General features: G+C 59.3%; 10 protein-coding genes. 3 read left to right on the forward strand and 7 right to left on the reverse strand.

The window, feature by feature from the left end; genetic code table 11:
- Window positions 1-33 precede the first annotated feature (33 nt).
- The gene (gene glnA, locus HD598_RS12130) at window positions 34-1,458 is read right to left on the reverse strand and encodes a type I glutamate--ammonia ligase (protein WP_183666197.1); all 1,425 of its coding nucleotides are present in this window, start codon (window positions 1,456-1,458) and stop codon (window positions 34-36) included.
- 164 nt (window positions 1,459-1,622) lie between these two features.
- Between glnA and HD598_RS12135 the strand changes: the two genes are divergently transcribed.
- Window positions 1,623-2,099: an RDD family protein gene (locus tag HD598_RS12135; RefSeq protein WP_071893226.1), complete on the forward strand. Its 477-nt coding sequence runs from the start codon at window positions 1,623-1,625 to the stop codon at window positions 2,097-2,099.
- 124 nt (window positions 2,100-2,223) lie between these two features.
- On the opposite strand, the gene HD598_RS12140 is transcribed toward HD598_RS12135, so the two are convergent.
- From HD598_RS12140 to lipB, 3 genes are all read right to left on the reverse strand, one after another.
- A complete protein-coding gene (locus HD598_RS12140) occupies window positions 2,224-2,982 on the reverse strand; it encodes a DUF4191 domain-containing protein (RefSeq protein ID WP_071893227.1) in 759 nt (252 codons plus the stop codon).
- A 121-nt stretch (window positions 2,983-3,103) separates the two neighbouring features.
- Entirely contained in the window at window positions 3,104-4,108 is a 1,005-nt protein-coding gene (lipA, locus tag HD598_RS12145; protein WP_183666199.1) for a lipoyl synthase, read from the reverse strand.
- On the reverse strand, window positions 4,105-4,800 hold the full coding sequence (gene lipB / locus HD598_RS12150; protein WP_071893229.1) for a lipoyl(octanoyl) transferase LipB: 696 nt from the start codon (window positions 4,798-4,800) through the stop codon (window positions 4,105-4,107). The genes lipA and lipB overlap by 4 nt, the downstream gene beginning before the upstream one ends.
- 167 nt (window positions 4,801-4,967) lie before the next feature.
- Between lipB and HD598_RS12155 the strand changes: the two genes are divergently transcribed.
- Window positions 4,968-6,410, forward strand: a complete 1,443-nt coding sequence (locus HD598_RS12155; RefSeq protein WP_183666201.1) for a serine/threonine protein kinase — start codon at window positions 4,968-4,970, stop codon at window positions 6,408-6,410.
- A gap of 35 nt (window positions 6,411-6,445) precedes the next feature.
- On the forward strand, window positions 6,446-10,051 hold the full coding sequence (locus HD598_RS12160) for a S41 family peptidase (RefSeq protein WP_183666203.1): 3,606 nt from the start codon (window positions 6,446-6,448) through the stop codon (window positions 10,049-10,051).
- Window positions 10,052-10,054: 3 nt separating this feature from the next.
- On the opposite strand, the gene HD598_RS12165 is transcribed toward HD598_RS12160, so the two are convergent.
- From HD598_RS12165 to sucB, 3 genes are all read right to left on the reverse strand, one after another.
- A complete protein-coding gene (locus HD598_RS12165) occupies window positions 10,055-10,495 on the reverse strand; it encodes an OsmC family peroxiredoxin (protein WP_071893231.1) in 441 nt (146 codons plus the stop codon).
- Window positions 10,496-10,628: 133 nt separating this feature from the next.
- Window positions 10,629-10,979 carry a hypothetical protein gene (locus HD598_RS12170; protein WP_183666204.1) on the reverse strand — a complete coding sequence of 117 codons (351 nt, stop codon included), beginning with the start codon at window positions 10,977-10,979 and terminating at the stop codon, window positions 10,629-10,631.
- A 125-nt stretch (window positions 10,980-11,104) separates the two neighbouring features.
- Window positions 11,105-12,901, reverse strand: coding sequence for a 2-oxoglutarate dehydrogenase, E2 component, dihydrolipoamide succinyltransferase (gene sucB / locus HD598_RS12175; protein WP_183666206.1), 1,797 nt, complete (start codon window positions 12,899-12,901; stop codon window positions 11,105-11,107).
- Between the last annotated feature and the right edge of the window lie 112 nt (window positions 12,902-13,013).

Here is a 13,013-nt window from a genome sequence, read left to right on the forward strand (position 1 = left end):
TCTCGCTCGAGAAGCTTTAGCCTCTCGTACTACTTAGCAACCGTAGTAGAGCTCGAACTCGTAAGGGTTCGGGCGGATCGAGAGCGGGAGAATCTCGTTCTCGCGCTTGTATTCGATCCAGGTGCGGATGAGGTCTTCGGTGAAGACGTCGCCTGCAAGCAAGAACTCGTAGTCGTTCTCAAGAGCTTCAAGAGCTTCCTCGAGGGAGCCTGGAGCCTTCTGGATGTCCTTAGCTTCCTCTGGTGGGAGCTCGTAGAGATCCTTGTCGATCGGAGCAGCAGGCTCGATGCGGTTCTTGATTCCGTCAAGGCCAGCCATGAGCTGTGCCGAGAACGCGAGGTAAGGGTTGCTCGATGGATCCGGCGCGCGGAATTCGATGCGCTTTGCCTTCGGGTTGGAGCCCGTGATCGGGATACGGATACCAGCGGAGCGGTTACCCTGCGAGTACACCATGTTGACCGGAGCTTCGTAGCCCTTGACCAAGCGGCGGTAGGAGTTCACGGTTGGGTTGGTGAATGCCAAGACAGCAGAAGCGTGCTTGAGCAAGCCACCGATGTACCAGCGAGCGAGGTCAGAAAGGCCTGCGTAGCCCTTCTCGTCGTAGAACAAAGGCTCACCGTTTGCCCAGAGCGACTGGTGGCAGTGCATGCCGGAACCGTTGTCACCGAAGACTGGCTTCGGCATGAAGGTTGCGGTCTTGCCCCACTGGTCAGCAACGTTCTTGACGATGTACTTGAACTTCAAGAGATCGTCAGCAGCGTGTGTCAGGGTGTCGAACTTGTAGTTGATTTCTGCCTGGCCGGCGGATCCAACTTCGTGGTGAGCGCGCTCAACCTCAAGGCCAGCTGCTGCCAGCTCGAGGGAGATGGCGTCACGGAGGTCAGCCTGCTTGTCAACGGGAGCCACTGGGAAGTAGCCACCCTTCTGAGGCGTCTTGTAGCCGAGGTTTCCGCCCTGCTCTTCGCGGCCGGTGTTCCAGTAGGCTTCCTCAGAATCCAGCTTGTAGAAAGAACCCTGTGGGCTGGATTCGTACTGGATGTTGTCGAAGATGAAGAATTCAGCTTCAGGTGCGAAGAACGCGGTGTCAGCGATGCCGGTGGAAGCCAAGTAAGCTTCAGCGCGCTCAGCAACACCACGTGGATCACGGTGGTATGGGTCGCCGGTGCGTGGGTTCACGATCGAGAAGTTCAACGCGAGCGTCTTCTCGACTCGGAAGGTGTCAACGAATGCAGTGGTTGGATCTGGGATCAACTGCATGTCAGACTCTGCGATGCCCTGGAAGCCGCGGATCGACGAACCGTCGAACAGCTGACCGTTCTCGAAGAAGTCAGCGTCTACCGTGCTTGCTGGCACGTTGAAGTGCTGCTGCACGCCTGGGAGGTCAGTGAATCGGATATCGACAAACTTGACGTCCTCGTCCTTGATGAACTTGAGGACCTCATCCGCGTTTTTGAACATCTATTTGCTCCTGTAGTTACAGAGAAGGTGGGGCGATTAGCCCCGTGAGGAAGCATACTTTCTTGCGTCCTCGTTGCATACCACCGTACTAACAGCCAGTTAAGTGTGTGTATCGCAATTGTTTCGGGCAGGTTACAAGAATCAGATTGGATAAGCTCGAGGGTATGTCGAATCAAGGCGGCTCAGAAGGTCGCGACCCTGCACGTATTAACAGGAAAGACGTTGGCTCGTGGCTGGAAGGTCCGCCGCAAATCAACCAGCAGGAATACCCAGGTCAGCGCCTAGGCAGGCCGGAATCCGGCCCTGGAAGTATTGCCCGTTTCCCTCGCCGCATCGGCGCGATTGTCATTGACTGGGGGATTGCGCTGATCATTTCGGCGGTGTTCTTTAACTACGATTCCATGGTCACACTGCTGATATTCCTAGTCACACAGATTCTTTTTGTCGGGGTGACGGGTCATTCGGTGGGGCACCGCGCCTTCGGTATGCAGGTTCAAAAGATGAATGGAACTGCGAGCGACCTACTCTCCGGAACCATCCGTTCGGTACTTCTTGCGCTGTTCATTCCGGCATTCATTATTGATGGAGACCAGCGCGGTCTTCACGATCGCGCGGTTAACACCGTTCTAGTTCGGATCTAAGGGATTCGAACTCTCGAAACGAAGAAAAGAAATCAACCAAAGACAAGAAATATAGAGAAACAGAAGCGAGGGGCGTGGAGCAATCATCAAGATTGCTCCACGCCCCTCGCTTTAAAGCTTCGGTTTAGCGTCCCCGCATCGCACGGCGGTCTGGGCGTGCCTTCATGGGGTCGATGCCCTTCGGAATCGGCAAGCGTGCGCTTGGCAACGTGGAAATACGCATATCCACTGCGTGAACCTCGTCCTTGGTGATGGACTTCGGAAGTTTCTTCATGGTCTTGGCGACGTCTGCGAGGGCAACTTGACCTTCGAGCGAGCCAGCGTTGATGACGTGAATGGGAACGTTTGGCAAAACGCGGCTGAGGCGACGCTTTTCGCCATCCACCAACGGGCGTACTCGAGCGGGAGGACCTTCCGTCACGAGTACCACACCAGCGCGTCCAATACCCATGAACACCAAGTCCTGGGTGCGTGGGTTGATGGCTACTGGCTGTTCCTTCAGAATCCACCCGCGGCGCAAGACGGACATGGAGGCGCCAACGGCGCCCTGACGTCCTTCAAGTTGGCTAAAGGCTGCACGTTCGGCGCGGCGAGACAAGATCCAGACGGCAGCAAGAAGGCCGAGTGGAATACCGATCAACAAACCAGTAATCCAGTTGTTGAACAAGAGGCCAAGAAGCAGGCCAACTGCCACAACACCGAGGAACGCGAGAATCATGACCCACACAACGGTGGGGTCCTCGCGGCGCGTCATTTGGAAGACTTGACCAAACTGACGGAAGCGACCCGGCTGCTTGTCGGTCTTTTCCGCTTTTGGTTTGCGATTGAACAAACCGCGGCGCGGTTCTGCCGCCGAAGATTCTGGGGAATTACGTGAAGCCATAATGGCCTATTCTACGTCAGCACTCGGCCAAATTTCGCCTGTTCTGACATAACTGGACAACAAGGCTTAAACAAGTGAAGGACCCAGCTGAACTGGGCCCTTCACTTGTGTTGACTACGAGCTAGTGGCTGGCAACCAGGGTTGCTGCCTCTTGGCGCGTGCTGCCGGAATCGGCAATGTGTGCCAGCTCTGCAGGAATCTCGCGACCCTTGCTGCGCATAGCGCGTGCCCACAGGCGGCCAGCGCGGTAAGAAGAGCGAACCAACGGTCCGGACATGACGCCCAAGAAACCAATCTCTTCAGCTTCTTCGGAGATGTCAACGAATTCCTGTGGCTTGACCCAACGCTCCACTGGGTGGTGACGCTCGGTTGGACGCAAGTACTGGGTGATGGTGATCAAGTCACAGCCGGCAGCATGCAGATCGCGAAGCGCCTCGGAGACTTCTTCACGGGTTTCGCCCATGCCCAAGATGAGGTTGGACTTGGTGATCATGCCCAATTCACGACCGATGCTGATGACGTCCAGGGAGCGCTCGTAGCGGAACGCGGGACGAATGGACTTGAACAAGCGGGGCACGGTCTCAAGGTTGTGAGCGTAGACCTCAGGAGCGGATGCGCAGATCTCTTCGAGGTACTCGCGCTTGCCGGAGAAGTCAGGGATCAAGAGCTCAACGCCCGTGTTGGGGTTCAACTCGTGGATCTTGCGCACGGTCTCGGCGTACAGCCAGGTGCCTTCGTCTTCGAGGTCATCACGAGCAACGCCGGTGACAGTGGCGTAGCGCAGGCCCATCTGCTTGACGGATTCGGCAACGCGAAGTGGTTCCAGAACGTCCAGTGGGGATGGCTTGCCGGTGTGGATCTGGCAGAAGTCGCAACGGCGCGTGCACTCGGAGCCACCAATGAGGAAGGTTGCTTCCTTGTCTTCCCAACATTCAAAGATGTTGGGGCAACCAGCTTCTTCACACACGGTGTGGAGGTTTTCGCCCTGAACCAGCTTTTTGAGCCCAACGTATTCCGGGCCAATGTTGACCTTGGCTTTGATCCATTCGGGCTTGCGCTCTACGGGAGTTTGCGCGTTGCGTGCTTCGATCCGCAACATGCGACGACCTTCGGGTGCCGGGCTCATGCGCTGATTCCTTCCATCTGGGGTGCTTCGGTGGCTGGCGCTACGCTCTTCATGAGAGGCGTCAGCAACTTGACCAATTCTTCGGAGACTCGCTCGACGACGTCAGACGGGGTGATGGTCCGTCCGGCTTCGAGGGACATGGTGGTGACGCCTGCATCGCTAATTCCGCAAGGAACAATGATGTTGTAGGGGTCCAAGGTATGGGAGCAGTTCAATGCGAATCCGTGCATGGTGACGCCGTGGTCCACGCGGATTCCAATAGCGGCGATCTTGCGATCTGGGGTGATTCCGTCGCCCACAATCCAAACGCCGGAGCGGCCTTTGACGCGTTCGCCTTTGATGCCGTAATCGGCGATGACGTTCATGAGCGCTTGCTCGAGCGTCTCCACGTAGGGGCGGATGGCGGCTTTGTCAGCCAGCTCGATAATGGGGTAACCCACCAACTGACCGGGTCCGTGCCACGTGAGCAATCCGCCGCGGTCAACGTCGATGACCGGCGTTCCGTCGGTGGGACGGTCGTGATCTTCGGTCCGCTTGCCGGCCGTGTAGACGGCTTGGTGTTCAAGCAAGAAGATTTCTGGCGATTGGGAGTGATTCGCCACGGCTTCATGAGTCTTTTTTTGGAGATCCCAAGCCTCTTGATACGGAACAAAGTCCGGGTCAAGCCCCAACACCGTTATCGTTGGATTCATGCGGTCTAGCCTAGTCCCGTGACGCGCAATGGCTGAATTCCTTTACGACACCCCATGTCGCACGATGCCTGTGGATAACTTCTGCAGGGTTTCACAAATTCCGCAAGACTTAGGGCATGGAGCCCCGAGACCCGGAATCGCTGTATACCGTCACCAGAATCTCAACTGTGCCCAACGACGCAACCGACGCGGCGTCGTCGTCCTTTCCCGTAGTCCAGGGCTATCACCTCACGGACCTGATTGGGCGCGGAAGCATCAGTACCGTCTATCTTGCGCAGGACGTGCGCACTGCGGATCCGCGCGCTATCAAGGTGTACGACGACGCAGCTTCAGATTTCGCTGCACTCGAGCGTGACGCTTTACGCGGCTTGAGTCACCCTCATTTGGTGCGGTGTTACGGCGGGATTGAGGCGGAACTACCTGGGGGAGTGCTGCGGGAAGCGAATATTTTTGAGTATGTGCCCGGGGGATCAGCGCTCAATGTGGTGCGTTCGATGGGACCGCAATCGCTGGGGCAAGTCAGTGCCATCATGGTGCCGTTGGCGAGCGCCGTGGACTATCTGCATTCTCAAGGTGTCACGCACGGTGACATTACGCCGGATAACGTGCTTTTCGCCGGCGACGGTTCGCCCAAACTTATCGACGGATCTATTGCTCAGCGGGCAGGCGCGCGTCATTTTGATGCCGGGACCGCTGGCTTTCACGCTCCTGAGCCGTTGGACGAAGACCAGCTTCAGCCAGCTCGGGACGTGTACTCGCTCGGCGCCATGCTGTGGTTCTTGCTGACGGGGCGAGTTCCAAGTCTGACGTCCAACCGGCCCGCGCTGAGCGTCATGCTGGGGGCAGTGTCTTCGGACCTCGTGGATTTGGTGGAGGCGTGCCTCGACGAAGATCCCGCGGGGCGTCCTGGGGCGGGAGACGTGGCGCGTCGTTTGCGCAAAATGACGTCCCCTGAGCCGATCGACATCACGGTCATTTCTGATGATCATGCGGTCCCGTATCTTCGAACGAGTCACCACTTTGATAGGGAAGCATTCCGCAAGCGCGAGCGTCGTCGTACTCGCACCATGTGGACCTCCATAGCCGCGGCCGCGGTGCTCGCTGTAGCGGGCGTGATGATGATGCTGATGCCTTCGCCGCAACAAGACGACGAAGCTGTGGCCTTGGTTGCCCGGACGGTACAAGAGGAAGCGGTCTCGGAACAGCCGGAGGGTCTGATCGCAGAACTTGAGGCCTTATCTGCAGCCAGGGATAAGGCGCTGGTGGAGCAAGATGATGCGGCGCTGGAGAGCGTCCATGCGGCGGACTCACGTTCGTTGAATCAAGACCGCAGGACTGTCCAGGAGTTGAAGAAGAACTCTTTGAAGTATCAGGATCTTCAGACCACGCTCACCAATGTTCAGGTGACCGAGCTCGCGCCCGCGGGGAAAGCGACTGTTCGGGCGGATTCGCGCACGTCTGAATTCTCGGTTCATCGGGCGACAGACGGAAGGGTTCTTCCCGTCAATGCCCTTCCGACGCAGCAACTTGAATTTACTCTGGTGAAAGAAGACAACCACTGGCAGATCGCTGACGTGGCGCTTCTTGCCGAGATGACGCAGACCGGGTGACGCGTTCTGGCCGGTCACAACACTAGGATCTAAGCATGGTGAGCAGAACTGATCCGAACGCATCTCGACGCAACGCCGGCGCTCTAGGCCGGTTGGCTCCAAGCGGTAGCTACTTGCGTTTCCCTCACGTTCGCCACGATCAGGTGGCTTTCGTTGCCGAAGACGATGTGTGGATCGCACCCCTTGAGGGTGGTCTCGCCACCCGCATCTCCACGATGCACTTGCCCGCGCGTAATCCGCAGTTCACCCCGGATGGAGAGTCCTTGGTGTGGAGCGTCGTGCAGCGCCGCTCGCCAGAAGTGGTGACCGCTCAATTGGACGGTGGCGGGTTCAAGCAGCTCTCCTACTGGGGTAGCTCCACCACACGAATGCGCGGATTCACCCCAGATGGCAACGTTCTGGCCATCACGGCGTATCGGCAATCTGACTTTCGCCATACCTGGGCGCGCTCCGTCCCTTTGGACGGCGGTCCTACCGAACTCTTGCCCTACGGTCCCGTGGACTCCGTGGTGTGGGGACCCGAAACCAACGGCACGCGCCCGGTGGTCGTGGGCTCCGCCTTGACGCGTGAACCCGCCTATTGGAAGCGCTACAGCGGTGGCGCCGCCGGAAAACTCTGGATCGATCGCGACGGTTCTGGCTCCTTTGAGCGACTTGTTCCGGAACTGACCTCCAACCTATGCTTGCCGCAATGGGTCGGTGGGCGAATCGCCTTCCTTTCGGATCACGAAGGCTACGGCAACGTGTACTCGGTGCTGCCGGACGGTAGCGATATCCGCCGACACACCGACCACGTCCAGTTCTACGCTCGCCACCTCTCGAGCGACGGCGAGCGGCTGATTTACGAACACCGCGGCAAGCTTTTTGTCCTCGACTCGCTGGACTCCGAAGCCCGGCCGCTTCCCATCAAGCTTGCATCGGCCGGAAACAACCGCCGGCGCACCATGCTGGTCCCCACGAAGAACCTCAAAGCCGCGACTCCCGATCTCACGGGCGCAACCTCCGTTGTCGAGACCCACGGAACTCTGCATTTGTTGCTGCACAAGGATGGGCCCAGCCACATGGTGGAAGCCACTCCGGGCGTGCGCGCACGTCTAGGCCGAGTGCTCGACTCCCAGCACGTCGCCTACGTTGCTGACCATGGGGGAGAGGAAGCCCTCTTCATTCGCGATCTCACGGTGGACGGTCCGTTCGCGTCAACCGCGGCCATTGGCCTGCCCGAAAGCGACGACGATCTCTTCCACGACTGGACGCTCGAGGATGAGCTGGCCGCCTTTGAAGCACCGGCCCAAGAACTCACCGCGCGAGCGGATGGAGTGGTTCCGGAGACTCCTGTTGAGGAGGAGATGGAGAAGCCACAACCTGCCGCCTCTCCCAACACGGCAAAATCGGAAGAAGTGCGCGAAACCATCGGCGTCGACGGGACTGCCGCCACAGAGTCTTCAGAGACGGATTCTGGACAGGCGGGCCTTACTCGCATTGAGCTTCCCGTGCGGGGCCGCCCCAGAATACTGGAGGTGAGCCCGGACGGGCGTTGGATTGGCCTCGGTACCGAGTACGGCGAGGCGTATTTGCTGAACGTTCGCGAAGCGAAATGGCGGCTCTTGGGGTCCACGGATTACGGCGCTATCTCTCACTTGAGTTTCTCGCCGGATTCGGGGTGGGTTGCGTGGATTGAACCGGTGACTGCGCACGAAGGACGCAGCCGCTTGTTGTTGACCTCCACCACGCAAGCTGACCAGGAACCCATCTTGGTGACGGACGGTCGATTCCACGATCACTCGCCGTCCTTCACGATGGACGGACAGTACTTGGCGTTCCTGTCCGAACGCTCGTTTGACCCGGTCTATGACACTCACAGTTTCGACTTGAGCTTCCCGGCGTCCACCAAACCGTTCATGGTTTCTCTCGCTGACAACACGCCAAGCCCCTTCGGCCCCAGCGCGTATTCGGTGACAGGTCATGATCGCGGCGTGCCACCGACCACCGGCACCACCCCAGCCCTCACCAACGTAGATGCCGAAGGCATTGCCCAGAGACTCTTCAGCGTGCCGGTCTCTCAGGGGCGGTACAGCCGCTTGGTAGCCGTCAATAATGCGCTGCTGTGGCTCGTCGATGAATCGCTCGGCGTCACAGGGGACGGCTCCACGGAAAACGGCGGAAGCGGACTGCGGCTCCAGCGTTTTGATCTGGATCAGAAGAAGACCACCACGCTGGTCTCTCGCCTCAGCCAGTTCCGCATTTCCGGTGACAAGAAAAAGCTCGTCTACATCAACGGCACCGAAGTGCGCTGCGTCCCCACAGATCGCTCCGTGGAAACCAGCTCAGCAGAGTCCTTGCGGCTTGATCTCAACCGTATTCGCGTCGAGCTAGAGCCCGCCAAAGTGTGGGGCCAAATGTTCAATGAGACGTGGCGCCTGCAACGAGACTTCTTCTGGACTGAGGACATGGCCGGGCTGGACTGGGAGGGGATTGCTCTCAAGTACCGCCCGTTGATCGAGCGCTTGGGTAGCCACGATGACCTCGTGGATATTCTGCTGGAGCTCCACGGTGAGCTGGGTACCTCGCACGCGTACGTTTCCCCGTTCGCGGCCATGGAGTCGGGAACCGGATTCCAGGGACTGTTTGGCGCGGATCTGGCGCGCACCGAAGACGGCAAGTGGGTTATTTCCCGGTTGCTTGACGGCGATTCGTCTGACCCGCAAGCCTATCCACCGCTGCGAGCTCCCGGCGTTGGCGTCCGCGAAGGCGATGCTGTGATCGGCGTAGATGGCCAGCGCGTGCCCTACGATGTGGGACCGGAAGCGCTCCTGACAAGCGCTGCGGGCAAGACGGTCGAGCTGACCATCGAAGAGGGACCAAATGGCCGAAACCCTGGAGCGGTGCGCCGAGTAGCGTTCGTCCCGCTTCAAAACGAAGAACGCTTGCGGTACCAAGACTGGGTGACCACCAACCGGCAGAAGGTCCGCGACGCAAGCAACGGAACGTTCGGCTACCTGCACGTGCCGGACATGTCAGCCCAAGGCTGGGCTCAGCTTCACCGAGACTTGGATGTTGAAACCAGCAAGGACGCGCTCATCGTGGACGTCCGCCGAAACCGTGGCGGGCACACTTCACAGCTGGTTGCCGAGCTCATTGGCCGCAAAGTCACCGCGTGGACCATGGCCCGTGAAATGCGCACCGGGACGTACCCGTCCAGCGCGCCGCGTGGACCGCTCGTCCTTCTCACTGATGAGTGGGCTGGAAGCGACGGCGACATCATCACGCAAGTAACCAAACTCAGGAACCTCGGCCCGGTAGTGGGCATGCGAACCTGGGGCGGCGTCGTCGGAATTGATAATCTCTTTGACCTCGCCGACGGTACTAAGGTGACCCAGCCCCGCTATGCCACCTGGTTCACGCAAGGAATCGGCTGGGGTATCGAAAACCGTGGCGTCAGCCCGGACATCGAAGTGCCCTACCCGCCGCACGCCTACGTCGAACATGCGGATCCCCAACTCGAACGCGCGCTAGAGGTGCTGACGGAGCTCCATGCAGAGCAGGGAACATCGCGGCCGCCGCAACGTAGCGGGTACTCCTCGCTGCAACCGGGGCCGTTGCCTCCGCGACCACAAGTGGTGCGTCGGGCTGGGGATCGCTAGGTCTTATTCGACGCCGAGCTTGGCGTCGAGCGTGATGCTCTCTACGCCAGCTAGTGCCTTGGAGACCGGGCAGCCTTCCTTGGCTGCCTGCGCGGCTTCCGCGAACTCCTCTTCGGTGATGCCCGGAACGTCCGCGCGGACGGTCAGGCGAATCTCGGAAATGTGAGCGCCGCCATCGGTAGAGAAATCGACCTCGGCGCGCGTATCAATGTGCTCTGGAGTGTGGCCGGCGGTCTTCAAGATATTGGAGAAAGCCATCGAGTAGCACGTTGCGTGTGCCGCGGCGATGAGCTCTTCGGGGGAGGTCTTGCCCTCGGCGGCCTCGGCGCGCGCACGCCACGTGACGTCGAAGGTACCAATCTGGGAGGTTTCAAACGTGGTCTGACCGCTGCCGGAAGCGAGATCGCCGTTCCATGCGGTACGGGCTGAACGTGTCACTGCCATGATGTCTCCTTGAGAAAAACTGCTAGTGAAACCCACAAAAAAGTGGAGCTGCCAGATGGCAACTCCACTCAGAGTAGCCCAGCGGAGACCGCAAGACTACAGACTGCGCAGGATCCCTCCTACGCGCAAACCTTTAGCGCCACAACATTGCGACGGCCATAGCGATCAACGCCGTGCCGCCCGTACCGTGTGCAAGACCGGTGCTCACTTCTTGACCTGCGCGAGCCTTGCGCCAGCCAATGAGAGCTGCCACGAACACACCAATAGCAAGAACCAGCTTCACGCCGATCTTGACGTGGTTGAGCTGGCCGTCACCCATTTCGATCAGACCCACCAAGAGCAGGCCGGTGACGAGCTGAATGATGGCCCCGTAGAACTGCCAGTTGGTGACCGTTGGGGTCTTGAAGTTGGAGAGCCATCCGCCCACGAGAGCGGCTGCACCGATGAAGTGCAAAAGGACCAGAATGAGCTTGAGAAATTCCATAGTTAAAGCCTAAGTACTTTTCGACGCAGTGTCGAAAAGGGTGGTGTAGTGATCGGTTGGGGACGTCACGTTAAAAGCGGATGGACTCGGCCGAAACCGAGTCCATCCAGAGTTACGTGCGTGGCTTAGAGGCCAAGCTCCGCTTCAAATGCGCCTTCCTCAAGGCGAGCGCGCAAGGTCTGCAAGAAGCGGCCTGCGTCTGCGCCGTCCACCAAACGGTGGTCGTACGTGAGGGAGAGGTACATCATGTGGCGGATTGCAATGACGTCGTTGCCGTCGGCATCCTGAATCACCATTGGACGCTTGACGATAGCGCCAGTACCGAGGATCGCAACCTGTGGCTGGTTGATGATCGGGGTGTCGAACAGTGCTCCCACAGAACCGATGTTCGTGATGGAGAACGTGCCGCCGGAGAGCTCGTCAGGCTGGATCTTGTTGGTGCGCGTGCGCTCTGCAACGTCCGCAATCTTGTGAGCGATGCCCGCAAGGTTGAGGTCGCCAGCATTTGCGATCACAGGAACCAACAGGCCACGCTCGGTGTCCACAGCGATCGCCAAGTGCTCGGCGTCGTGGTACGTGATTTCCTGCTTCTCTTCGTCGTAAGCGCCGTTGACCTTCGGGTGCTGCTTGAGCGCCTCGGCCACTGCCTTTGCGATGAACGGAAGGAAGGTGAGCTTGGTGCCGTTGGTGGCCTGGAAGCCAGCCTTAGCCTTGTTGCGCAGGTTCGCGATGCGGGTCATGTCCACTTCGTGTACCTGGGTGAGCTGCGTGGACGTGTCCAGCGACTCGCGCATGCGACGAGCGATGACCTGACGGATGCGTGGTGCCTTCTCCGTGGTGCCGCGCAACTTGGAAGCTGCTGCGGACGGCTGTGCGCTTGCGGCAGGCTTAGCTGCTGCAGAGGACGACGCCGCAGGTGCGGGAGCGCTCTTAGCGGCAGCTGCCGCTTCGATTGCTTGCTCAACGTCCTGCTTGCGGATGCGTCCGCCAACGCCCGTGCCCTTGACCGTGGACAGGTCGATGTTGTTCTTGGACGCAAGCTTGCGAACCAATGGCGTGACGTATCCGGAGTCGTTGTTGTCAGCGGAAGCCTCAGGAGCTGCGGCCTGTGGAGCCGGTGCTGCTGGAACTGCCTCTGCTGCAGGCTCGCTGGATGGGCCGGTTGGCTCAGCCGGTGCCTTCTCGGTGGAAGGTACTTCTGCTACTGGAGCCTCAGCCTTTGGAGCTGGAGCTGCAGGTGCTGCACCGGAACCGATGACGGCAAGCACAGCGCCAACCTCAACGGTCTCATCTTCGTTCACGCGGATCTCGAGGAGCTTACCGGCGACTGGGGACGGGATTTCGGTGTCAACCTTGTCCGTGGACACTTCGAGAAGAGCCTCGTCCATCTCGACGTCGTCGCCAACGGCCTTGAGCCAGCGGGTCACGGTGCCTTCGGTAACGGACTCGCCAAGAGCTGGGAGCTTTACTTCTTCAGAAGCGCCGCCAGCGTTGTCGGAAGACTCAGCAGCAGGAGCCTCGGCAGGAGCCGCTTCCTCTGCAGGTGCTTCTTCAGCAGGTGCTTCTTCAGCTGGTGCTTCTTCAGCAGGTGCTTCTTCAGCTGGTGCTTCAGCGGCAGGAGCCTCTTCAGCAGGAGCTTCTTCGGCTGCTGGGGCTTCGGCTGCAGGAGCGGCTCCAGCACCGGATCCATCACCGATGCGCACGAGCGCAGCGCCAACTTCTACCGTCTCATCTTCCTGGACAAGGATCTCTTCGATCACGCCAGCAACAGGCGACGGGATCTCCGTATCAACTTTGTCGGTGGAAACTTCAACGAGCGCTTCGTCAACAGCGACTTCGTCGCCAACTTGCTTGAGCCAGCGCGTTACGGTTCCTTCGGTGACGCTTTCACCGAGGGCGGGCAAATTAACGGTCTCAGACATGTTGTCCCCGTTCTCCTCTTGCGGTACCTAGAGCGGAAGTGATGGTCCGCTCGAATTTTTTTATAAAAACTTGAGTTCGAGCTTAGTCCACTGGGGTGCAACCGTGGAGGTG

It is taken from the genome of Neomicrococcus aestuarii (assembly GCF_014201135.1).
Lineage (GTDB): Bacteria > Actinomycetota > Actinomycetes > Actinomycetales > Micrococcaceae > Neomicrococcus > Neomicrococcus aestuarii.

What these genes read in the sequence shown, in the direction of transcription:
- HD598_RS12160 (WP_183666203.1), top strand. Translation starts at nt 6,446, where the DNA reads ATGGTGAGCAGAACTGATCCGAACGCATCTCGACGCAACGCCGGCGCT.
- glnA (WP_183666197.1), bottom strand. Translation starts at nt 1,458, where the DNA reads ATGTTCAAAAACGCGGATGAGGTCCTCAAGTTCATCAAGGACGAGGAC.
- HD598_RS12170 (WP_183666204.1), bottom strand. Translation starts at nt 10,979, where the DNA reads ATGGAATTTCTCAAGCTCATTCTGGTCCTTTTGCACTTCATCGGTGCA.
- sucB (WP_183666206.1), bottom strand. Translation starts at nt 12,901, where the DNA reads ATGTCTGAGACCGTTAATTTGCCCGCCCTCGGTGAAAGCGTCACCGAA.
- lipB (WP_071893229.1), bottom strand. Translation starts at nt 4,800, where the DNA reads ATGAATCCAACGATAACGGTGTTGGGGCTTGACCCGGACTTTGTTCCG.
- HD598_RS12140 (WP_071893227.1), bottom strand. Translation starts at nt 2,982, where the DNA reads ATGGCTTCACGTAATTCCCCAGAATCTTCGGCGGCAGAACCGCGCCGC.
- HD598_RS12165 (WP_071893231.1), bottom strand. Translation starts at nt 10,495, where the DNA reads ATGGCAGTGACACGTTCAGCCCGTACCGCATGGAACGGCGATCTCGCT.
- HD598_RS12135 (WP_071893226.1), top strand. Translation starts at nt 1,623, where the DNA reads ATGTCGAATCAAGGCGGCTCAGAAGGTCGCGACCCTGCACGTATTAAC.
- lipA (WP_183666199.1), bottom strand. Translation starts at nt 4,108, where the DNA reads ATGAGCCCGGCACCCGAAGGTCGTCGCATGTTGCGGATCGAAGCACGC.